General features: G+C 30.0%; 19 protein-coding genes and 1 tRNA gene. 13 read left to right on the top strand and 7 right to left on the bottom strand.

Going from position 1 to position 23,452, the window contains the following annotated elements; translation table 11 throughout:
• Positions 1 to 40 precede the first annotated feature (40 nt).
• Positions 41 to 631, top strand: a complete 591-nt coding sequence (locus DS884_RS16940; RefSeq protein WP_113787601.1) for a riboflavin synthase — start codon at positions 41 to 43, stop codon at positions 629 to 631.
• A 231-nt stretch (positions 632 to 862) separates the two neighbouring features.
• On the top strand, positions 863 to 2,395 hold the full coding sequence (locus DS884_RS16935; protein WP_113787600.1) for a patatin-like phospholipase family protein: 1,533 nt from the start codon (positions 863 to 865) through the stop codon (positions 2,393 to 2,395).
• A 64-nt stretch (positions 2,396 to 2,459) separates the two neighbouring features.
• Here DS884_RS16935 and DS884_RS16930 read toward each other — a convergent pair.
• Positions 2,460 to 2,536, bottom strand: a tRNA-Ile gene (locus DS884_RS16930).
• Between the two features lie 52 nt (positions 2,537 to 2,588).
• Positions 2,589 to 3,560 carry a polyprenyl synthetase family protein gene (locus DS884_RS16925; RefSeq protein WP_093871989.1) on the bottom strand — a complete coding sequence of 324 codons (972 nt, stop codon included), beginning with the start codon at positions 3,558 to 3,560 and terminating at the stop codon, positions 2,589 to 2,591.
• Positions 3,561 to 3,686: 126 nt separating this feature from the next.
• On the opposite strand from DS884_RS16925, the gene DS884_RS16920 reads away from it, so the two are divergent.
• From DS884_RS16920 to DS884_RS16905, 4 genes are read left to right on the top strand one after another with little or no spacing between them, the layout of a single operon-like run.
• Positions 3,687 to 4,298, top strand: a complete 612-nt coding sequence (locus tag DS884_RS16920) for a TetR/AcrR family transcriptional regulator (RefSeq protein ID WP_113787599.1) — start codon at positions 3,687 to 3,689, stop codon at positions 4,296 to 4,298.
• Positions 4,299 to 4,300: 2 nt separating this feature from the next.
• Complete coding sequence (locus DS884_RS16915) at positions 4,301 to 5,644, top strand: TolC family protein (protein ID WP_093870096.1); 1,344 nt, start codon at positions 4,301 to 4,303, stop codon at positions 5,642 to 5,644.
• 7 nt (positions 5,645 to 5,651) lie between these two features.
• A complete protein-coding gene (locus tag DS884_RS16910; protein ID WP_113787598.1) occupies positions 5,652 to 6,818 on the top strand; it encodes an efflux RND transporter periplasmic adaptor subunit in 1,167 nt (388 codons plus the stop codon).
• A 9-nt stretch (positions 6,819 to 6,827) separates the two neighbouring features.
• Positions 6,828 to 10,292 carry an efflux RND transporter permease subunit gene (locus tag DS884_RS16905; protein WP_113787597.1) on the top strand — a complete coding sequence of 1,155 codons (3,465 nt, stop codon included), beginning with the start codon at positions 6,828 to 6,830 and terminating at the stop codon, positions 10,290 to 10,292.
• A gap of 234 nt (positions 10,293 to 10,526) precedes the next feature.
• Here DS884_RS16905 and DS884_RS16900 read toward each other — a convergent pair whose 3' ends face one another.
• Both DS884_RS16900 and DS884_RS16895 read right to left on the bottom strand, forming a co-directional pair.
• The gene (locus DS884_RS16900; protein ID WP_113787596.1) at positions 10,527 to 12,854 is read right to left on the bottom strand and encodes a TonB-dependent receptor domain-containing protein; all 2,328 of its coding nucleotides are present in this window, start codon (positions 12,852 to 12,854) and stop codon (positions 10,527 to 10,529) included.
• Between the two features lie 5 nt (positions 12,855 to 12,859).
• Positions 12,860 to 13,399 carry an ankyrin repeat domain-containing protein gene (locus DS884_RS16895; protein ID WP_113787595.1) on the bottom strand — a complete coding sequence of 180 codons (540 nt, stop codon included), beginning with the start codon at positions 13,397 to 13,399 and terminating at the stop codon, positions 12,860 to 12,862.
• A 210-nt stretch (positions 13,400 to 13,609) separates the two neighbouring features.
• On the opposite strand from DS884_RS16895, the gene DS884_RS16890 reads away from it, so the two are divergent.
• The 4 genes from DS884_RS16890 to DS884_RS16875 are packed head-to-tail and all read left to right on the top strand — an operon-like array spanning position 13,610 to position 16,312.
• On the top strand, positions 13,610 to 14,683 hold the full coding sequence (locus DS884_RS16890) for a sensor histidine kinase (protein ID WP_233487179.1): 1,074 nt from the start codon (positions 13,610 to 13,612) through the stop codon (positions 14,681 to 14,683).
• Between the two features lie 3 nt (positions 14,684 to 14,686).
• Complete coding sequence (locus DS884_RS16885; RefSeq protein WP_113787594.1) at positions 14,687 to 15,394, top strand: LytR/AlgR family response regulator transcription factor; 708 nt, start codon at positions 14,687 to 14,689, stop codon at positions 15,392 to 15,394.
• A 31-nt stretch (positions 15,395 to 15,425) separates the two neighbouring features.
• Entirely contained in the window at positions 15,426 to 15,827 is a 402-nt protein-coding gene (locus DS884_RS16880; protein ID WP_113787593.1) for a GlcG/HbpS family heme-binding protein, read from the top strand.
• Positions 15,828 to 15,841: 14 nt separating this feature from the next.
• Positions 15,842 to 16,312 carry a regulatory protein RecX gene (locus DS884_RS16875; RefSeq protein WP_113787592.1) on the top strand — a complete coding sequence of 157 codons (471 nt, stop codon included), beginning with the start codon at positions 15,842 to 15,844 and terminating at the stop codon, positions 16,310 to 16,312.
• Here DS884_RS16875 and DS884_RS16870 read toward each other — a convergent pair.
• The 3 genes from DS884_RS16870 to DS884_RS16860 all read right to left on the bottom strand — a co-directional run bounded on the left by DS884_RS16870 (position 16,305) and on the right by DS884_RS16860 (position 21,073).
• Positions 16,305 to 16,826, bottom strand: coding sequence for a nuclear transport factor 2 family protein (locus DS884_RS16870; protein ID WP_113787591.1), 522 nt, complete (start codon positions 16,824 to 16,826; stop codon positions 16,305 to 16,307). The two genes, DS884_RS16875 and DS884_RS16870, sit on opposite strands and share 8 nt — an antisense overlap.
• Positions 16,827 to 16,961: 135 nt before the next feature.
• Positions 16,962 to 20,426: a T9SS type A sorting domain-containing protein gene (locus DS884_RS16865; RefSeq protein WP_113787590.1), complete on the bottom strand. Its 3,465-nt coding sequence runs from the start codon at positions 20,424 to 20,426 to the stop codon at positions 16,962 to 16,964.
• Positions 20,427 to 20,527: 101 nt separating this feature from the next.
• A complete protein-coding gene (locus DS884_RS16860; protein WP_113787589.1) occupies positions 20,528 to 21,073 on the bottom strand; it encodes a hypothetical protein in 546 nt (181 codons plus the stop codon).
• 144 nt (positions 21,074 to 21,217) lie between these two features.
• Here DS884_RS16860 and DS884_RS16855 point away from each other — a divergent pair, with 144 nt between their 5' ends.
• From DS884_RS16855 to DS884_RS16845, 3 genes are all read left to right on the top strand, one after another.
• Positions 21,218 to 22,177 (top strand): NAD-dependent epimerase/dehydratase family protein, encoded by a 960-nt coding sequence (locus tag DS884_RS16855; RefSeq protein ID WP_113787588.1) that lies wholly within the window; start codon positions 21,218 to 21,220, stop codon positions 22,175 to 22,177.
• Positions 22,178 to 22,252: 75 nt separating this feature from the next.
• Positions 22,253 to 22,843 carry a thioredoxin family protein gene (locus DS884_RS16850; RefSeq protein WP_093870108.1) on the top strand — a complete coding sequence of 197 codons (591 nt, stop codon included), beginning with the start codon at positions 22,253 to 22,255 and terminating at the stop codon, positions 22,841 to 22,843.
• Positions 22,844 to 22,934: 91 nt separating this feature from the next.
• Positions 22,935 to 23,414, top strand: coding sequence for an ABC transporter ATPase (locus DS884_RS16845; RefSeq protein ID WP_113787587.1), 480 nt, complete (start codon positions 22,935 to 22,937; stop codon positions 23,412 to 23,414).
• Positions 23,415 to 23,452 lie beyond the last annotated feature (38 nt).

Below are 23,452 nucleotides of genomic sequence, written 5' to 3'. Positions count from 1 at the left end.
CGTATTTTTGATGGTAACAAAAGTAATTAAAATTTAGAGAATGTTTACGGGAATAATTGAAACTCTTGGTATTGTAACAAAACTTGAAAAAGAAAAGGGTAATCTTCATTTAACAGTTAAAAGTAGTATTACAAGTGAATTAAAAATAGATCAAAGCGTTGCTCATAATGGTGTTTGTTTAACTGTAGTTGATATAGTTGCTGATGAGTACAAGGTTACAGCAATTAAAGAGTCATTAGATAAAACTAATTTAAGCGAGTTAGTGATAGGAAATGAAGTAAACCTTGAAAGAGGAATGAAGTTAGGAGCTAGGTTAGATGGTCATATAGTACAAGGACATGTTGATAAAACGGGAGTTTGTGAAAATGTAAAAGACGATGATGGAAGTACTATTTTTACTTTTTCTTATGATTTTGACGGTAATGTAACTATTGAAAAAGGATCAATTACGGTTAATGGAGTTAGTTTAACTGTTGTGAATTCTAAGAAAAATGAATTCAGTGTAGCTATTATACCTTATACGCTAGAGCATACCACATTTAAAAACTTTGTAAAAGGTACTAAAGTGAATTTAGAGTTTGATGTTATTGGTAAATACGTTACTAGATTACAAGGCTTAAATAATTATTAGTTTTTTATTCGGTTCTTTAAAGTAAAGATATTAGCTTTAATTATAGGTAGTTGAACTTTATATGGTAACGTGTTATTTTTTTTGATACCTAAAAATACTGAAAAGACAGTATTTAGTTTTTTTTAAAAAGTAAAAAAAGAGTAGTTTTAAAACCTGAAGAAAGAAGGAAAAGGTTAAATAATTGCTGTTGTTTTTCCTAAATGTATTTGGATAAATTAATCAAATTATTTTATGGAACTTTTTAAATCGATTGCTTTATGTTTTTCTGGAGGTGGCTATAGGGCTGCTTGTTTTTCTTTAGGGACTCTTTCTCTTCTTGAAAAAGTTGGCTTGTTAGAAAATGTTAAAGCAATATCTACAGTATCTGGAGGTACTATTACTGGTGTAAAATATGTGCAATCTCAAATTGAAGGAAAAGATTTTGATGCTTTTATAGATGATTATTATAATTGGCTAGATAAAGATGAGTTAGCAAGTAATGCTATAAGTCATTTAAGAGGGCCTTTGGTGTGGAACAAACCAGAAAATAAGCATAAAAGAAAAAATCCTATTAATGCTTTTTCAATTGAATACAATAACTTTACGAATAACACTACACTAGGGCAGATTCAAAATTTAATTAATGAGGGTGGTTCAAAGACTCATTTAGAAAGAGTGATTTTTAATGCCACAGATTTTGATAGTACTCATCAATTTAGATTTCAAAATATAAAAGGAAATCAAAAAAGGTTTGGAAATGGTAAAGCTCATAGTAAATACAAGCATATTATTGATGATATTAAGTTAGGTGATGTTATAGCAGCATCTACAGCTTTTCCTGGAGGTTTTGAACCTATTGGGTTTCCATATGATTTTACATCAAAATATAATGATCTAAATGAAATAGGGTTAATGGATGGTGGTATTGTTGACAATCAAGGTACTTCTGTTTTTGTTTCTGAAGCTCAGAGTAGTAATGATGATAATTATGACTTATATTTTGTTAGTGATGTTGCTTCTCCTTATCCAGGGAAAGGTTTTGAATTTGCATCAAAAAGTAAGTTTAGTAAATATGCATCGTTATTATCAAGTGCTTTTACATTGTTACTAGTATTAATGGCTACTGTTTTTTTCTTTATTAAAAAATGGCTTGTATGGTATACGATTAGCGTAGTTTTTTTTGCTTTTTTAACCTTTATACATTTCTTGTTTTTTTCATTATCTAAATTAATGCAAAATCAAACAGGAATAGATCAGCAATTATATTTGCCACCGAGAAGAGTTGGTTTTTACATTATTAACAGAGCAAAATCATTAATGAGGATGGCTGGTGTTATTTTTCTTAAAAATGATAGACGTCAACATGCAAATGCTATCTATAGTACTTTTCCTAATAAAGTAATTTCATCTACTGTATATGAATTAAGATGTGAAGATTCTTCAGGAAATCAAACAGATAAGCCTGAAAGAGTTAGGAATTGGGATAAAATAGTTAAGTATACTGGTGCTATAAGTAATGAAATTATAAAAAACTCCATAAAAAGTGCTTCATTTGGTACCACGTTATGGTTTACTAAAAAAGAGAAGAAAAGTAATATGCTCGATAGTTTAATTGCAAGTGGAGAGTATACAGCATGTTATAATTTATTAGCACATATTATTATACAATATGGTAGTAGATCAACTTCAATACCTCTTTTTAATGAGTTAATGCTTCTTTGGAAACAATTTCAGATAAACCCTACTTTTTTAATTGAAGAAAGAAAGGCTAGATTTAATAAATAAGTAAGGGAGAGAGGTGTGATTACTTTTAAAAAACAAAAAAGCTTCACAAAATGTGAAGCTTTAATGGTGGTCCCACGAGGACTCGAACCTCGGACCACCTGATTATGAGTCAGGTGCTCTAACCAACTGAGCTATAGGACCCGTTATTTTGGGTGTGCAAAGATAGCATCTTTTTTAAAATACCAAACATTTTTTACACTTTTCTGTTCATTAAATTTTCACCAAAAGTGCGTAAGCCTTGCTTTGCGTCCTCATTTAGTGTCATGATATCTAAAAACTCGAACGACTTATTTGTGTAGTATTCAATAAGTTGTTGTGTGTGTTGAGGTATGTTGTTATCAGTGAAAATAGAAGTTGTTTGCTTGATTTTTTCTTCAATATTTTTTTCTTTTCCATTAAATAAATTTAATAGATTTTCTCTATCAGAGGTGTTCGCTACTTCAAGAGCTTTTAAATATAAATATGTTTTCTTGTTTTCTATAATATCTCCAGCAATTTGTTTCCCAAAAGTATCTGGGTTTCCAAAAGTATCTAAGTAGTCATCTTGTAATTGAAAAGCAATACCCAAGTTTAAACCATAATTATATAAATGTTGAGCTTGTTCTTCATCAGCTTCAGCTACAATAGCTCCCATTTTTAAAGCAGCAGCTACTAAAACAGAAGTTTTTAAACTAATCATTTTAATATACTCATCAATAGTAACATCATTTCTAGTTTCAAAATCAACATCTAACTGTTGTCCGTCGCAAACTTCTAAAGCGGTTTTGCTAAATAATTGAGCTAATTTTTGAAAAACAGCTGGTTTGTAGTTTTCAAAGTATTGATATGCTAGTATTAACATAGCATCACCAGATAAAATACCAGTATTTATATCCCATTTTTCATGAACAGTCTCTTTACCTCTTCTTAAAGGTGCATCATCCATAATGTCATCATGCACCAATGTAAAGTTATGAAAAACTTCTACAGCTAATGCAGCAGGAAGAGCCTCTGTATGACTTCCTGAGAAGATATCAGAAGCAATTAATGTTAAAATTGGTCTAATTCTCTTACCTCCCAATTGTAGAATATAATCTACTGGTTCGTATAGGTTTTTAGGCTCTCTTGTAAAGTTTTGTTTTTCTAAATAGGTTAAAAAGTCTGAATGATATTTTAATAAGTCCAAATCTGAAATTTTTTGTAAAAATAAGGTAAACAAAAAAAGTACACCCAAAAGAATGTTAAAAAAAGATTAAAACTTAGGAAACTTTTATTGTTTCCTAAGTTTCCTTTCGTAGATTTGCAAAGAATTATGAGAGATAAAATTTTAGAAAAATCGGGAGAAATGTTTTTAAACCTTGGGTTTAAAAGTGTTACTATGGATGATATAGCAAGGGAGCTGGGGATATCTAAAAAAACAATTTATAAGTATTTTCCTAATAAAGTTGGTTTGGTAGGAGCATCAACAGAAGCAGTTCAAGAAGCTATTGATGCCGCAATTTTATTTATTAAAGGACAAAAACATAATGCAATAGCTGAAGAGTTTGCTGTAAAAGCAATTTTTAAAGAGATGTTTAAAAACGCGAAAACTTCACCAATGTATCAGCTTAAAAAGTATTATCCTGAAACATATGCTGAGTTAATGGAACGTGAAGCATGTATGTTTAGAGATTGCAATGTAGATAATTTAACAAAAGGGATTGAACAAGGACTGTATAGGGAAAACATAAAAATAGATTTAATAGTGAATTTTTATTTCACATTAATCTTTGGCGTTTTTGAAAGCGATTTATATGGGCATGAAATGAAAGAAGTAATGAAAATAGAATATGAAGTATTAGAATATCATATTAGAGCTATTGCTACTGAAAAAGGGATAGTAGAATTAGAGAAACAATTAAAAATCATAAATAAAAATCACTAACAATGAGAAAATACATATATAGTGTATTTGTATTCTTTTGTACGAGTTTTTTACTCGCACAAGAAAAAGAAATGAGTATATCAATGCAAGAGGCAATTGATTACGCTATAAAAAATAACTACAGCAATAAAATAGCTTCAAAAAATATTGAAGCTGCAAAAGAAAGGAAATGGGAAACAACAACAATTGGTTTACCTCAAATTGATGGAAAGGTAGATTATCAAAACTGGTTGAAACAGCAAGTTTCTTTATTGCCAGGAGAAATTGCAGGAGGTGCTCCTGGGTCTTTTGTACCTGTGAGATTTGGAACGCAACAAACAATGAATGCTTCCGTAACATTAAGACAATTACTATTTGATGGTTCTTATTTAGTTGGATTGCAATCTGCTAAAACATACTTAAAGATTTCTGAGCAGGCAAAAGAAAAAACTGTTTTAACAACAAGAGAAGCAGTAATTAACGCATATGGTAATGTTTTAATAACTGAAGAAACTATTAGTATTTTGGAGAAAAACAGAAAAGTTTTACAAAAAAACTTAAATGAAACTCAAAAAATATATGATAATGGATTAACTGAATTAGAAAATGTTGAGCAGCTACAAATAACTCTTGGTAATGTAGAAAACAATTTGAATAATGCGAAAAGAATGAAAGAAATTGCATATCAAATGTTAAATATATCATTAGGAAGTTCAATAGAAAAAAAGTTAGTGTTAACTGATTCGTTAAATAGCTTAGTGGTTACTAATACCGATTTAGATTTGCTAAGTAAAGTATTTGATGTTAAAAAACACATTGACTTTAAAATGGTTGAGAACGATCGTGAAAGTAAACGATTATTAATGAAGTTGGAACAAAGTAAAGCTCTACCAAGCTTATCAGCTTTTGTTAATTATGGAGCTAATGCCAATTCAAATGATTTTAATTTTTTTAGTGGAGATCAAAAATGGTTTGATTATTCCTTGCTAGGGGTAACTTTAAATGTGCCTATTTTTAGTAGTTTCGGAAGAAAGTCAAAAACAGCTAGGGCTAGAATTGAATTAGAGAATGCTGATATTAAAAAAGAAGAAGTAAAGCAAAAACTTCGCCTTCAAGCAAAATCAGCAAAAAGTGAATATCAACTAAGTATTGAAAATTATGATACTGCTAAGAAAAATTTAGCATTAGCAGAGCGAATAGAAAAAAAACAACAAATAAAGTTTTTTGAAGGGATATCTTCAAGTTTTGATTTGTTGCAAGCACAAAATCAATTGTATTCGCAACAAAATAATTATGTGCAATCGATGTTAAATGTCATTGCCAAAAAAGCCAAATTAGAAAACGCACTAAACATACCTATTAAATAATCAACTAATGAGAAGGATTGCAATTATAATAATCACAGCAACACTTTTAGCTTCATGTGGAAGCAAAGAGCAATCAGTTGAGTCGGTAATAAACTCAAAAGATTTAAAAACAATTCGTACTAAAAAAGACGAGTTAGATAAGAAACAACAAGAATTAGCTACTCAAATTAAATTATTAAACAATGAAATAGCTAAGTTAGATACAAATAAAAAAGTACCATTAATTACTGCCATTAGTGCTCATGAAGAAGTTTTTGTTCACTATTTAGATTTACAAGGGAATGTACAAACTAAAAAGAATGTACTAGTATATCCTGAAATGGCTGGTAAATTAGTAAAGGTTTACGTTAAAGAAGGACAACGAGTAGTAAAAGGTCAGGCATTAGCTAAAATTGACGATGGTGGTTTATACCAACAAGTTGCTCAAGTAGAAGTTCAAGCTGCATTAGCGAAAACTACATTTGAAAGACAAAAAAGATTATGGGATCAAAAAGTTGGTTCTGAAATCCAATTTTTACAAGCAAAAACAAACTATGAAGCTGCTACTAGATCTGTAAATCAATTAAAACAACAGTTGGGAAGAAGTGTAATTAAAGCACCTTTTACAGGAATTGTTGATGATGTAATTAAAGAGGAAGGTACTGTAGTAGCACCTGGAGCAGGTGCAGAAGTGTTTAGAGTTGTTAACTTAGGGAATATGTATATTGAAACTGATGTTCCAGAAAGTTATATAACAACAGTAAAAAAAGGAAAAGAAGTACAAGTTGAGTTTCCAGTTTTAGGAAAAACAGTAACATCTTCTGTACGTCAAGCCGGAAACTTTATAAATCCTGCTAATAGAACATTTAAAGTTGAGGTTGGAGTGCCAAATAAAGATAGAAGCATTAAACCAAACTTAACAGCGAAGTTAAGAATTAACGATTACACAAATCAAAAAGCTATTTTAATTCCTCAAAGTATTATTTCTGAAAATGCAAAGGGAGAGCAATATGTATACATTGTTGAAAATGTTAAGAATAAAATAGGAAAAGCGAGACAAGTAATTATAAAAACAGGTAAAACTCAAGGAGATGTTATTGAGGTTTTATCAGGTCTTACCAATGGAGTTCAAATTATAGAAGAAGGAGCTCGTAGTGTTAAGGATAAACAAGAGGTTAAACTATTAAACCAATAATTATTTAGGATGACTGAAAAACAAAAAAAACAAGTCGATAAAGAATTTGGTCTATCCTCTTGGGCTATTGGTAATAAAACTACCATCTATGTATTAATGGCGTTAATTCTTATTTTAGGAATTTCAGCTTTTGTTAACATGCCTAGAGAGAATTTCCCTGAAATTAGAGAGACAAAAATTTATATCAGTTCTATATATCCTGGTAATACAGCTGAAGATATAGAGAAATTAATAACTGACCCGTTAGAAGAGAAATTAAAAACGGTTAGTAATGTTGTAAAAGTAACATCTACTTCACAAGAAGATGTTTCTATGGTTGTTGTAGAGTTTGATGAAAAAATAGCCGTAGATCAAGCAAAACAAAAAGTAAAAGATGAAATAGATCAAAAGACGTCAGGTGAAGATTGGCCAACATTTAACGGAGCGAAGGTAGAACCTAATGTTTTTGAGTTAAGTATTTCTGAAGAAATGCCTATTTTAAATATTAATATTTCTGGAGATTATCCTGTAGATAAGTTAAAAGAATTTGGAGAATATTTAGAAGATGAGATAGAAACGTTATCAGAAATTAAAAAGGTAGATATCCGTGGAGCTGAAGAGAAAGAAGTTGAAATAGCAGTAGATATTTACAAAATGATGGCAGCTAAGGTTAGTTTTCAAGATATCATTAATGCTGTTAATGGAGGAAACTTAACAATGTCTGCCGGAAACTTAATTGCAAGTGGACAAAGGCGTACTATTCGTATTTTAGGTGAAATTGAAGAACCACAAGAGTTGCAAAATTTTGTTGTAAAGTCTGAAAAAGGAAATTCAATTTATTTAAAAGATCTTGCTGTTGTAACCTTTAAAGATAAGGACAAAACAACCTACGCACGTGAATTTGGGGAAGCTGTTGTAATGTTGGATGTTAAAAAACGTTCAGGTAAAAACATGGTAGAAGCAGCAGAGAAAATTAGAAAAATTGTTGCTGATGCAAAAGTTGATGTGTTTCCTAGTAATTTGAAAGTTACTATAGCTAATGATCAATCTTCAAAAACAATAGGTCAGGTAGATGATTTAGTGAATAATATTATTTTCGGAGTTATTTTAGTGGTATTAGTACTAATGTTTTTCCTTGGATTTAAAAATGCATTATTCGTAGGTTTTGCAATTCCAATGTCAATGTTTATGTCATTAATGATATTAAACTGGTTTGGTTATACCATGAATACAATGATCCTTTTTGGTCTAATTATGGGGCTTGGGATGTTGGTAGATAATGGTATTGTTGTTGTTGAAAACGTGTACCGTTTGATGGATGAAGGGATGTCAAGAACTGAAGCAGCGAAAAAGGGAATTGGAGAAATTGCTTTCCCTATTATCATTTCAACCTTAACAACGGTCGCTGCTTTTGTTCCTTTAGGAATGTGGCCAGGAACTATGGGGCAATTCATGAAGTATTTTCCAATTACGTTATCAGCAGTATTAGGGTCATCTTTATTTGTAGCGATCTTTTTTAACTCAGTAATGGTTTCGCAATTTATGGGTGTGGAAGATAAGAGCATGCCTTTAAAGCGTATTATAGCGCTGTCTTCAATTATGGGAGGTATTGGTTTATTGATTATGATTTTTGGAGGTGCTAATAGAGCTTTAGGGACAATTATGGTGTTTACAGCTATTATGTTGTGGTTGTATCGAATAGCTTTAAGACCATGGGCAAATGCTTTTCAAAATAAAATATTACCAAGATGGGAGCGTTTTTATGAAAAATCATTAAGAGCAGTTTTAAAAGGATACAGACCAATTATTATAACTGTTTTAACTGTTGTAATGTTAGTGGTTGCTTTTGGTGGTTTTGGAGCTTCAGTAGCTAGTCAAAGAACAAAAGTTGAGTTTTTTCCTGATAATACACCAAATCAAATTATAGTTTATATTGAATACCCTCAAGGTACAGATATAGAAAAAACGAATACTATAATGAAAGATTTAGAAGAGCGAGTATATAAAGTATTAAACTCTTCCGAATATCTTGATGGTGATCATAACTTCTTGGTAGAAAGTACTGTTTCTCAAGTAGGAGCAGGCTCAGGGAATCCGCAAACTGATGGGGGTTCTACTGCTGAAATGCCACATAGAGGAAAAATAACTGCGTCAATGCGTGAGTATAAATTTCGAAGAGGGGCAAATAGTAAAGAATTGCAGAAAAAAGTAACGGAAGTTTTAAAAGGAGTTTATCCTGGATTGGCAATTTCCGTAGAAAAAGAGGCAGTAGGTCCTCCAGCTGGTTATCCTATTAATATAGAATTGGAAGGGAAAGATTATGGAGAATTGATAAATACTGCTGAGAAGATGCGTGATTTTATCAACTCAAAAAGTATTCCTGGAATAGATGAATTAAAGATTGATGTAAATAAATCAAAGCCAGCAATGTTAGTTAATGTTGATCGTAAAAAAGCTGGAGAGCTAGGAGTTAGTTCTGCTCAAGTTGGGCAACAATTGCGTAATTCAATATTTGGAGCTAAGGCAGGGATTTATAAAGAAGATGGTGAAGATTATGATATTTATGTTCGTTTTAATAAGGATAATAGGTATAACAAGAGCGCCATTTTTAATCAGAAAATAACATTTAGAGATCCTTCAAATGGTCAAGTAAAAACAATACCAGTTTCTGCAGTAGCTAAACAAACTAATACGTCAGGATATAGTGCAATTAAACATAAGCAAGCTAAGAGAATTGTAACCGTTTATTCAGCTTTAGCTCCTGGATATACAGACGCGGCTTCTATTGTTGGGAAAATTAGAAGCGAAATGAAAACGTTTACTGAAAAACCAGCAACTGTTAAAATTGATTATACAGGACAAATTGAAGAACAGAATAAGCAAATGTTGTTCTTAATGGGGGCTTTCTTTACTGGTTTAGGGTTGATTTTCTTTATTTTGATTTTCCAATTTAATTCGATTTCAAAGCCTGCTATTATTATGTTAGCAATCTTTTTAAGTTTAATTGGAGTTTTTGGAGGGTTAATATTAACCGCAGCACCATTTGTTATAATGATGACGATGATGGGTATTATTTCATTAGCAGGTATCGTTGTGAATAATGGAGTGGTTTTATTAGATTATACTCAATTACTGATTGATCGCAAAAAAGTAGAGCAAAGTATAGGAGAAAATGATTATGTAGATGTTGATACCTTAAAAGAAGCTATTATTAGAGGAGGTAAAGCACGTTTACGACCAGTATTATTAACTGCAATTACTACTATTTTAGGGTTAATACCATTAGCATGGGGAATAAACATTAACTTTTTTACCTTGGTTAGTGAGTTAAACCCACATATTTATATTGGAGGTGATAATGTAATATTCTGGGGGCCACTTGCAAAAACGGTAATTTACGGGTTATTTATAGCTACCTTTTTAACTTTAATTGTAGTGCCAATATTATTTTATTTAATAACTAAGTTTAAAATGTGGTTACGTAGCGTTTTATAATTAGTTTATTTGTTAACTAAAAAAGGTTGGAAGTTTTAAAGCTTTCAACCTTTTTTATTGTAATTTGATATGATTGCTATACAATTAAGTAATTTAAAGCTAAATTATTGCTCTTTATAAAGTGTGTCATTCATTGGATGCCTATGGAAGATAATCTTTTAAGAAATATAGAATATTAAAAAACCAGTAAAAAAGGGATTTCTTACTGGTTTTTATAGGTTATAATATAAAGTGTTAATCAGGCAAACGATCTCTATCTTTTTTTGATCGGTTAAAGCGATAAGTAAGCGTTATTGAAGTAAATCTACCAATTGGACGATTGTATGTATTTGTTGTGTAATTTTCTCCTGTTATTAATTGTTTGCTAACTCTTGAGTCTAAAATATTATTCATATTTAGAGTAACAGTAGCTTTATCTTCTAAGAAATCTTTGCTAATCCCTATGTTTGCTCTGTATTGAGCTTCAGTAAATATTTGCCCACTTTGTCTTTCTCCTCTATAGTTAAAGCTTGACTGGATGGTAAGTTTTGAAAATCTCATCCTTGAATTTAAACGAGTAGACCATGTATTGTCGTTTACTGTGTAAATCCCTCTTTGATCAAAAGAATAATAGTTAAATTCACTAGATAAACGCCACCATTTGTAAGGAGAATATCGTAAAGCTAATTCAGCTCCAAATCTATTTTCAGTTCCTGAGTTTATAGGTTTGGAAATTAATGCTCCTGTCGTATTTGGAATTATTAAGGTTTCAAAAACATTTGTTGTACGTTGATAATAAATAGAAGGATTAAAGGTGAATTTATTCCAACGTTTTAATACACCTAACTCAAAAGAGTTTGTGTACATAGGATTTAAATCGGGATTACCAACACGAATATTTCGCCTATCTGAAATTCCTCCAAAAGGGTTTAAATGCCAGAAACTAGGACGTCTTATTCTTCTACTATAACTTAGTTGCATGTTTGCTCTCTTATTAAAGTTATAGGTTAAATGTGCTGTTGGAAATAAGTCAGTATAACTTTTTGCTGTTTTAAATTTGTTTTTCCTGTCTGTACTTCCAGTATTAGCATATTCTGCTCGTAGTCCAACGAGGTATTGTAGTTTGTTTTTTCTGTTACCATATTGTATGTATGCTCCGTAAATACGTTCGTTGTATTTTAATAAGTTATCTAAGCTATCTATTAGTGTAGCGTTGTCCCATACTTTATAGTCGCTATCAATGTTCCTGATTTCTCCTTTTATTCCCATTTCAATATGTGTTTTTTTTGAAATAGGTAATTTAAAGTCAGATTGAAATAAAAAATCTTTACTGCTTTCTATATCTCTACTTTTTAATAAATTTATTGCTGAGGTTGTAGGAAATGTTTGTTGCTCTTCAACTAATTCGTTTTCGTCATCATTCCAAAAATCATATTGAAAATTTACAGTTAATTTTTGACCTTTTTTGGCAAATGTTTTTACAAAGTTTAATTCAATTTGATTCGCTTTTTGAGGTTCTTTATATGTTTCTTTAGAGGTAAGAATATTGTCTATTTGTTTTAAGTTGTTTAAAAAATTAAAAGTATAATCTACACTGTTTTTACTGGTGTTATTTCTATAGTAGTAGCTTAGGGTTAGGGTGTTTTGATCATTTATGTAGTAATCACTCCCAAAATAAAGATTAAACGTACTGCGGGATCTATTCATGTCTGTTGTTCTATTAGAAAATGAACTAATAGTGTTATTGGTAAAATTAGTTCTGTTTAAGTAACCATTACCATTAAACGACATGTAACGATATGAAATATTTGAAAATAGATTAAATTTTTCTTTTTTATAGTTCATATTGTAATTAATACTATGATTGTCTGGCACTCCTGTGGTGAGTTGGAGTGAGCTACCAAAGTCATTGTTTTTATTTTTCTTTAAAATAATATTAATGATTCCTCCGGTTCCTTCAGCATCGTATTTGGCTGATGGATTCGTAATAACTTCTACCTTTTGGATGGTTTCTGAGGGAATAGATTCCAAGCCGTTGTTGCTTGTTAAAACAGAAGGTTTTCCATTAATTAAAATACGTACATTAGAGTTTCCTCTTAGGCTTACTGCACCTTCAATATCTACATTAACAGAAGGAACATTGTTTAAAATGTCGTTTACTGACCCTCCTTTTGAAATTAAATCTTTACCAACGTTAAAAACACGCTTATCTAACTTGTATTCGGTAGTTGATTTTTCTGCAATGACTTCTACTTCATCTAAGGCTTGCGCATTTTCTTCTAAATGAATAGTAACCATTTTTTTGTTCTTTGTAAGTGAGAGACTATTTATGGAATAGTTTTTAAATCCTATAAACTCAACTATTACGTTATAAACACCTTTTTTGACTTTTACAGAATAGTTCCCTTTTTGATCAGTTGATTCACCGGTTATAATTTGATTTGTAGCAGGGTTTTTAAAAATAATTGTTGCGAATTCTAATGGTTGATTTGTGCTCTTTTCAACAACCTTTCCAGTAACTGTTACCTGTGCTGAAAGTGAAATTACAAAGAATAAAATAAATATTGATAGTAAATTTTTCATGTTTTTTATTTAATGTATTTTTTTAATAAGGTTATCATAGCTTCATTTTTTGATGAAACAGCATGGTACATTGGGTATTCGTCACCTGAAGAATTCAGCATAGGGTCTGCGCCGTTTTTTAATAAAATTTCAGCAATTTTATAATGATTATTTCTAACAGCTGCAATTAAAGCAGTGCCATCACCATTTACTTGTTTATTAATTTTTGCTCCTTTTTTAATAAGGTAACTAACGAAATTTAAATGCCCATTTGCTGAAGCAGCAATTAAAGGAGTTTCGTCTCCAGATGAATGGTGTTCAGTTGAAGCGTTATAAGAAATTAAAAGTTTACCAATAGTTAAGTCTCCTTTTCGGGCCGCAGAAACTAATGGAGATCTAGGTTCACCTAAGCCTCTGAAACTACAATTTGGATTTGTAGTTTTTAATAATGTACGAACTTGCGTTATGTTTCTTTTATTTACTGCATCTAGTAGTTTCTTACAATTGTCTTGAGAGCAGCTTGATAAAGTAAAAGAACTAATAATAATTAATAATAACCTTTTCATCTTTTTAGAATATTTGTTTTGTTAAACAAAAGTGAGATGTATTTGAGGATATTATATAGAGAATAGACAAATGAGTACTAAAAGTCGACGTTTGGTGTTTTTTTAATTAAATAATTAGTTTAGGAGGAAAAAGAATACAATTAGGAGTAAAAAAAGCTAGTTTGTCGATTAGTACTAATAATTGATTATGCTATTTATATATTTACAAGTATGATTACAATAACAACTATTATTAATTTTTTTCAGAAGAACAGAGCATTACAACATGTGCTGTTTTGGTTTGCTTTTTTTATTTTAGATTTCCCTAAAGATTCTATTAAACATAATCAAGAGTTTACTTTTATAGGAACAACAGTGATGTCCTTATGTCATATGATTCCACAAATATTGACTTCTTATTTTTTAGCATATTATGTAATTCCAAAGTTTTTGTTGAAGAAAAAATATGTAAAAACAATTATATTGTTTTTGTTGGGATCTTATTTGTTAGCTGCATTTAATCGGTTTTTAGTGGTGTATGTTGGTGAAATATTAGTAAGAAAAGGTTTTTTTACACAAGAGCCAATCTTGGAAATACTATCCGATTGGAAAAAACTTCTTTTTTACTACATACCAAGTATGTATCTAATTACATTAATATTTCTTTCAGTCAAATACTTTATGGATTATAAAAAAGTAACAGAAAAAGGGTTGGTGCTAGAGAAAGAAAAAACTAAAAGTGAGTTGGAAACTTTAAAAGCACAATTGAATCCACATTTTTTATTTAATACGTTGAATAATATTTATACACTTTCTTTAGAGAACTCTCCAAAAACACCAACATCGATTGGTAAGCTTTCAGAAATCTTAGATCATGTGTTATATAGGTGTAATGGTAAGTTTGTAACACTTTCTAGTGAAATACAGTTGATGAAAAATTATATAGAATTAGAAAAATTAAGATATGATGATAGATTGCAAATTTCTTTTATTACAGAAATTGAAAATGATATAGAAATCCCTCCATTAATTTTATTGTCGTTAGTAGAAAATGCTTTTAAACATGGAGCTGGAGAAGATAGCGGGTCGCCAAAAATTAATATTTATATATCAAATGATGATGATGGGTTTCTTTTTAAGATTTCAAACTCTGTGTCAAAAGATTATCAATCTAAAAGCAAAGAGAGCATTGGTCTTACGAATATTAGAAAGCAACTTAATTTAATTTACCAAAAAAAATATAGTTTGGAAATAGATTATTCTAACTATAATTTTACGGTAATATTAAATATTAATGAAAGTTAATTTATGAAAATAAAATGTTTGTTAGTTGATGATGAGCCATTAGCTATTAAGTTAATAGAAAATCATATTTCAAAAATTGATTCTTTACAGGTTGTGGCTACTTGCAATAATGCTATAAAAGCATTTGAAATTTTAAGCACTCAGGAAATAGATTTATTGTTTTTGGATATAAAAATGCCTAATATTACTGGAATTGATTTTTTGAAAACTATAAAAAACCCTCCGAAAACAATTTTCACAACAGCATATAGAGATTATGCTATTGAGAGTTACGATTTAGATGTGGTTGATTATTTATTAAAACCTATAACATTTGAGCGTTTCTTCAAATCTATTGATAAATTTCTTAGAGCGAATTCTTTAATTGTACCTGAAAAAAAAGAAGTTTTAAAAGATGAATTTATCCTTGTTAAATCAGGAAATAAGCATCATAAAATTAAAATTGATCAAATTTTATTTATAGAAAGTTTGAAAGATTATATTAAAATTCATACGGTTAATGATAAACGAATTGTTTCTAAATACAAAATAGGTGAAATAGAAGAAGAATTAGCACATAAAAACTTTTTACGTGTACATCGTTCCTATGTCATAAATACAAATAAAATTTCAGCTTTTACAATTAATGATATAGAAGTGAATTCAGTTGAAATTCCTATTGGGGCTAGTTATAAAGATAAGGTTATTACTTTTTTAAAGAATATAGTTTAATACATTTGTAGTTGAAAAATTAATATCCATTATGAATATCACATTACTTGAAGCTGAAAATGTAATTAGTAGGGCGAAAATTAAAGCAAATCAATTAAATGTATATATGAATATAGCAGTTGTTGATGCGGGAGCAAATTTATTGACTTTTGCTAGAATGGATGGAGCTGTACTAGGAGCTATAGATATCGCTATTAAAAAGGCTAAAACAGCTCGTTTATTTAATAAGGAAACAGGAGTGTTAGGTGAGTTGTCACAACCTAATGGGCCCTTATTTAATATAGAACATTCTAATGGTGGATTAATTACATTTCCAGGAGGAATTCCAATAAAAAATGCAGATGGTGATATTATAGGGGCTATTGGGGTTAGTGGAAGTTCAATAGAAAATGATTTTCTTGTAGCAGAATATGCAGTTGCATTATTACAGTAAGTTTATTAGAAAATATGAGTAAAAAAGTATTTACTGTTGATGAAATTAAGAGAAAAATTGAGTTTTATTGTGTATACCAAGATCGATGTCATAAAGATGTAGAAAAAAAATTAAGAGACTATAATTTAATTCCTGAAGCAAGAGAATATATTTTATTACATCTTTTGGAACACAATTTTTTAAATGAAGAACGATTTTCAAAAAGTTTTGCTAGAGGGAAGTTTAGAATAAAAAAGTGGGGTAAGCAACGAATAGTTCGTGAATTAAAACAAAGAGAGATATCGTCTTATAATATAAAAACGGCTTTAAAAGAGATTGATGAACAAGACTATATAGCTACTTTATACAGTTTAATAGAAAAGAAAAATAACTTTTTAAGCGAAACAAACTTATTTAAGAAAAAAAAGAAAATTATAGATCACCTATTATACAAAGGTTTTGAAACTAATTTAATTTTTGAAGCAGTAAATGAAGTCGTTATTTGAATTTAGATAAGAATAGGGAGTCTTGTACTTTTTTGATGTCAATTACTTTTTTGATGTCGTTGTTAGGAATCTCTACAGATAAAACATAGTGTTTAATTTTCCATTCGTTATTTTTATTTTTTTCTAGTACTCCAGAGCCTCTGCAGGTTCCCATCCATGTATTCAGTAATTCATCAAACCAAACAATTTCGTTGTTATTACTAGTGTAAATATTTCTTTGAAGAGGTTTAAAATCCCAAGCTTTTCCTTTGTCAAAATAAGGCTTACAAAAGTTACTGAATTCTTTTTTAGTCCAATTTTCTGAAGCATCAGTTCCAATATAAATAGAAGTATTCGCCAGACTATTAAAATAATTTTCATAATTAGCTTCTGCAGCAGCGTTGTGCCAATTATTTAATAACAGATTAACTTCTGTTTTTATTTCCTTAACACTAATTTTTGGAGTCTCTTTTTTTTCATTACAGGCAGTAAAAAAAAGTACGCTTAAAGAAAATAATAATAGAAAATTTTTCATCTTGATTATAGAATTTGGTCTAATAAAACCAAAACTACTAAAAAATAATTGAATTTGTAATTACTTATTTTTAATTATAAAAACAAAAAACCGAAGCATATAGCTTCGGTTTTGAATCAAAATAAATTTATTTTATTATTTTAAAATAAGCTTTTTAGTAGCTGATTTACCATTCATTTGCATTTTTAGTAAATATATACCACTTGAATAGTTACTCATGTCTAAACGATGATTACTATCTTTAATATTCTTTTTAGAAAATACTTGTTTACCAGTAATATCAAAAACACCAACATTCATAGTTTCTCCTTCTGATTTCCATTTTAAATTAAATATGCTTTCAGATGGATTCGGTGAAATTGAAATGTTATTTAGTAAAGTAACATCACCACTAGATAAAGTTCCTTCAATTACTAAATCATCAATTACTGCTCCTTCGCCATTTGTATTATCATCAGCTTTAAATACAAAACGGATTATAAAACTGTTTTCTGTTGAAAAAGCAGATAAATCATAGCTATACTGATGAGCAGTAGCGTTAGTTCCTCCTAGCGTGTTGCTTTCAGTACCAGCACCAGTCCATTGCTTTCCAGGTAATTTTGATCCATTTGTAGAATCAGTTGTTGCTGAACTATTATACCAGTTTGCATCTGAAGCTGTACCTAAAATTTTCCAGTTTTTACCATTGTCAGTAGTGTACTCAACATTCATGTAATCCCAATCTTTTTCAATATCAAAAGCCATTTTGAATTTCAAGTTAGGATTTGTGATTTGAGTTATGTCATAACAACCTGTATAAAGATATCCAGTTGTTCTATCAGGATAATTTCCTGTAGCTTTTGTAAAGTAAGCTTTAGATCCCGAAGGTACTTTTAATTGTGTTTTACCAGTAGTGCCTATCTCCCACATTGTATTCGAGGTGGTCTCTATCAATAATTCATCACTACTGTTTTCAAAAGAATTTAAAGAAGTAGGAGTACTATTAAAATTATTTAATAAAAATGTAGTGCTTTGTTTATTATTACTAGCATAAGCATCATTAGTAATAATTGTTTCAACTGCTAAAGAATGATTACCGCTTGCTACATTAATAGTAGGTATTGTAATTTTTTTAGTTCCTTCAGAAGAAATACTACCAGTCCAGTTATAAGTGTTTTCAGCTCCACCATCGATACTATATTTAACAGTTACAGCTGTTATTTCATTTTTTCCTTGGTTTTTAACTGTAACTTCAGGAGTTAAACCGGCTGAACACTTAAGTTGGTTAGATATTGGATTGTCTATTGAAAGTAATCGCACATCACTATTAGGTAGTTGTTTAGGAATTGGAGAAGAAAATAAACCTCTACCATAAGTAGCAGCATACAATATAGCCTCTTCTTCGTTTATTTCCAAATCTCTAACTTGTGTATTAGGTAATTTATTGTCGAATGTTTTCCATTCTGTAATATCATCATTAATGTAATACACACCTAAATTTGTTCCTAGATAAACAGTATTATTTCCACTTCTTGTATGATGTTTAATAATATTTTTGTTTTCTATAGGTAGGTTGCCAGTTATGTCTGTAAAGGTTGGCTTAGCATCTAATGCATTCGTTGATTTATATACTTTTTGACTGGTTACAATCCAAGCAATATTAGAATCAGTATTGCTTACTTCTATAGAGTTTACAAGGTCACCGTACGCACCAATTAAAGAAAAAGTGGCGCCAGCATCAGTACTTTTATGAATTTTTGAAAGACCAAATTCATTTCTTCCAAATGCATATATAGTATTATCATTATTTGGGTCAATTTCTAAACCTACTAGGTCTCCTTCAAAATTATAATTTGATATTTTAACCCAGTTGTAATTAACAAGTTTATATATTTGACTATAACCAGCATAAATATCACCTTTACTGTTCGAAACCAAAGGGGTTATCCATCTTCCTCCACTGTCATTATTAGGTTTGTCTACTTCAGCAGCTGGAGCACCTATTCTAGTTGCCTGACTTATTCCTCCATCATTTGATATATTTAAGCTACCTCCGTATTGTGTAAATCCATAATACGTTTTATGATTATTAGGTGAAATTAACCCCTCCATACCATCGCCTCCGTGATAATTGTACCATTTTCCTTCTGTTAAACCGTAACCGCCATTATCCTGTAAGCCGCCAGCAACGGCATCCTTTTTTGTTTGAGAAACAGATATTCTATAAAACTGGCTAATGGCTAGGTTTTTTGTTAAATCAACAAACTTAACACCATTGTCAGTAGACAGATATATTCCTCCGTCAGTACCAGCAAAAAACTTGTTGCCAAAAAATCTTAAAAAGTGAATGTCGGCATGAGTATATGCATCAGTATCAGGGTTATCCCAGAAGTTTCTTTGGAAAAAATTGTCGCCACCATTAACTGATTGCCAAATATCTAATACACCTACATAAATAAAATTAGCATTAGTTGAGGAAACAGTTATAGCTAAGTCGTACCAAGCTTGAGTGCTTTGAAAAATATCTCTACTTTCACCGGTTTTTGTGAAAGTTTCACCACTGTTAGTTGATTTATAAATTCCATTAAATTTATAGCTTTGACTTCTTAATCCTGCACTAACTATATATATATAATCAGCGTTGGCAGTAGTAACATCCATAGCCATTCTTGATGAATTTGTATTGTTAATTCCTGGAATACTTTTTTCCGTGAAACTATCACCAGCATCTGTCGATTTGTAAAATTTGTCAGCAGTAAGAGCATACCAAGTATTGGAATCTCCAGGTTTCATTTTGAGATCTAATATATCACCTGCTAACTTTGTAGTCCAAGTTGTTCCTGCATCTGTAGTTTTTTGTACACCAGTACTTGTAGCAACTAATAAAGTGTTAGTTGCGTTTGGCATAAAATAAATTTCGTTCATAGAATTTGGATTACCTGGTATTGCACCTGTATTGTTCCATGTTGTCCCTCCATCAGTTGATTTCCATACACCAACAGCATAGGAATCATTAGCATCATCATCACCAGTCGCAATATAAATAATTTTAGAATCGGTAGGGTGAATAGCAATACCAGAAACACCAATTTGTGGTAAATAATCAGTTAAAGGAGACCAATTAACACCCGCATCCGTAGATTTCCAAATTCCACCAGCAGGAGACCCAACATAGTAGGTATTCGGATTGCTAGGGTCAATGGCTATAGTATTTATACGTCCTTGACCTGTTTGTTTAAAATTAGTAGCATTATATCTGTTAGAGTTTTCGTAAGGTCCTAGAGCTTTCCAGTCTCCATTACTTTTTTTATTTTGTATACTTAATTGTTTTTTTTGTTCCCAAGCGTTCCATAAATCTTTTGCAGGAGCTATAGTTCCGTCAGGTTTTAAGTAATGAGACCAGTGATATTCCCATCGCTTAAAAGGTTTTAATCCACTACCTTTTTTATCTCGGTCAATGGTTTTAAAGTAAGCTTCTGCAGCCTTAGAAACATCTTCTAAGGTGGTTTTTTTCTTCTGCTTTAATTCACTTGATTCAGACCACGGAGCATTTTGTTGGATCTGTCCATAAAAAGGAAATGTTAAAGCGAAAAACAATAAAAGGGTAATTGTATTTTTCATTCTAAAAATTGTAAAAGAGTTATATTTTTTATTCCATTTTAACTAAATTGGTATTTAGTAGTCACAATATTAACATATTTAACACCATAAACCCTACTAATTTAGCGTATTTTTTTGAATACTTCATCAATTTTAACAGAGTTGCTGAATTTGTCTTTTTTATAAATTGCAATTATTTTAGAGTTAAGACTGTTAAATGATGAAAAAATATTTTCTATTTGTTTGTTCACTTGTTTTGAGGAAATTGCAGGAATATACGTCATGTCAGCTAATCTTAAAACTTCATTTTCAAAAACATTAATACGTGCATTGAAAGCAGGTGTTTTAAGTGTTTTTATAATATTACTATCTTTCGCTTTCTTTGTTAAGTTTTTTAATTCTAAAGCATTATTCAAAGCTTCTCTAGGAGTTGTTTTTTCATATTGATTAAGAAATTCAGCTAAATCAGAGTATTCTTTCCACTTTTTTAATTTGATTAGAAAAAGGCTATCTAAGTTATTATAGGTATAACTATTTGTAATATTCATTCCACTTTTTGTTATAGTAGTTTTTTTTATCTCTTTTTTAGATTGAGAACAACTTAAAACTATAACTAGTACAAATAGTTTTAAAAAATGAAGAGTTGGAAGTTTCTTTAAATTTATCATGATGTAAAATTACAGATTTATTAGTTAAAGTCAAATTGATGTTTTTTGATAGAAAAATTATTAATTCTTAAAAAACAATATTTTTATTTTATGAAATCTGAAATTTGTTACTTTTGTATGTTTATATTTTTGAATTATTAATAAATGGAAGATACAATACTAATTATAGGTGCTTGTGGTCAAATAGGTACTGAGTTAACTGAAAGGTTAAGAGAGGTTTATGGGGGTAAAAATATAATAGCTTCTGATATTAGAGAAGGGAATGATGAAATGATGGCTGCTGGCCCTTTTGAAATAGTTGATGCGACCAATAAAGAACGAATTTTAGAAGTAATTAAAAAGTATAATGTAAATCAAGTATACTTAATGGCAGCAATGTTATCAGCTACTGCTGAAAAGTATCCATTAAAAGGTTGGGATTTAAATATGACTTCACTATTAGCTGTCTTAGAATTAGCTAAAGATAAACATATTGAGAAAGTTTATTGGCCTAGTTCAATGGCTGTATTTGGTAATACTTCTCCTAAAATGAATACTCCTCAAAAAACTGTAATGGAGCCGTCAACAGTTTATGGTATTAGTAAGGTTGCTGGTGAACATTGGTGTAATTATTATCATAATAAATATGGAGTTGATGTTCGTAGTATAAGATACCCTGGGATTATAAGTTGGAAAACATTACCTGGTGGAGGTACTACAGATTATGCTGTTGATATCTATTTTGAAGCATTAAAGAACAAAAATTTTGAATGTTTTTTAAGTGAAAATACTAGGTTGCCAATGATGTATATGAAAGATGCTATTGACGCTACAATACAAATTATGCAAGCCAATCCTGAGGAGATTAAAATAAGAACCTCTTATAATTTGGGGGCAATTAGTTTTACTCCAAAAGAGATTGCTAATGAGATAAAAAAATATGTTCCAGATTTTTCTATTTCTTATAAACCTGATTTTCGACAAGACATAGCTAATACATGGCCTCAAATAATTGATGATTCACAGGCTAGAAAGGATTGGGGTTGGAAGCATGAATTTGATTTAGCTTCTATGACTAATGATATTATTTCGAATTTGAAAAAAAGTAAAGAATACTCGTTGTAAGCTTTCTGAAAAATAGCGTCTAAAATTGAGTGAATACAACTAAATAGTTTAGTGTTTTAGTTAAAAATATTTAAGATGAAAGAAATTATTGAAAAGAGCTTAAGTAAAGCAATGTCTTACGATGATTATAAGGTGTTGGTTGATAAACTGATTAAAGAAGGAAAATCAACTGGAGAAAATCAATCTGAAGATCTTTTAAATTATAGTGTTTTAAATGATAAACGAATGAAGCGTTTAGATAAAACGTTACATGTTTCTTCTGAGTCTATTGAGAACGTAAAAAAAATTAAGGATAAACAAACGTGGTTGGTATTAACTGAAGGATGGTGTGGTGACGCAGCTCAAAATTTACCAATGATAAATAAAATAGCGAAAGAAAACTCAAATATAAACTTACAATTAGTTCTTAGAGATGAGAATTTAGATTTGATGGATAGTTTTTTGACAAATGGAGGACGTTCAATTCCGAAATTAATAGTTTTAGATGATAAGAAAAATGTGGTTGGTACATGGGGACCTCGACCAAGTGAGGCAACTGCTATGGTGAAAACTTATAAAGAAAAAAATGGGAAATTAGATGCAGAATTCAAAAAAGATTTGCAAATTTGGTACAATAAAAATAAGGGTAGAAATACCGAGGATGATTTGGTATCATTATTGAGCTAATCAAATTAAAATTAAAAGTTTAAAATCCGTTTAACCATTATGGCTAAACGGATTTTTGTTTTGGTATCTTTGCAGCTTAAAAGAAAGTAATATGTTGATAGATTGTGATTTATTGTCTAATGAAGCAAAGGTTTGGGTATATCCATCAAGTAGAAAATTTTATCCTCAAGAAATTGAAGGAATAAAAAAAGAATTAGAAGATTTTACAAATGAATGGAAGTTAGAAGACGAAAACTTTAAAGCATCATATAAATTAATTTACAATAGGTTCATTGTTTTCTATGCTGCTGAAGATGTAGAGTTAAAAAATGAAGATATTGATAAACAAGTAACTTTTATTCTTGGGTTACAAGAAAAATATAGTGTTGAGTTACTAGATAAAATGAATGTATGCTTTAAGCAAGGGGAATTTGTTCAGTATAAAGATTTGAAAGATTTTAAAAAGATGTTAAAGCAAAAATCAGTATCTCCTAAAACCATAGTTTTTGATAATTTAATTCAAACAAAAGGAGAATTAGAAAACCACTGGGAAGTACCAATAACAGAAAGTTGGTATAATAGGTTCTTGTAATTTTTATAACTAATATAAAAAAGAGGTAGATTAACTAA

It is taken from the genome of Tenacibaculum sp. E3R01 (assembly GCF_003318185.1).
GTDB classification, from domain to species: Bacteria; Bacteroidota; Bacteroidia; order Flavobacteriales; family Flavobacteriaceae; genus Polaribacter; species Polaribacter halocynthiae.
The sequence above is the reverse complement of the archived record's forward strand: the minus strand, read 5'-3'. Positions and strand labels throughout refer to the sequence as shown.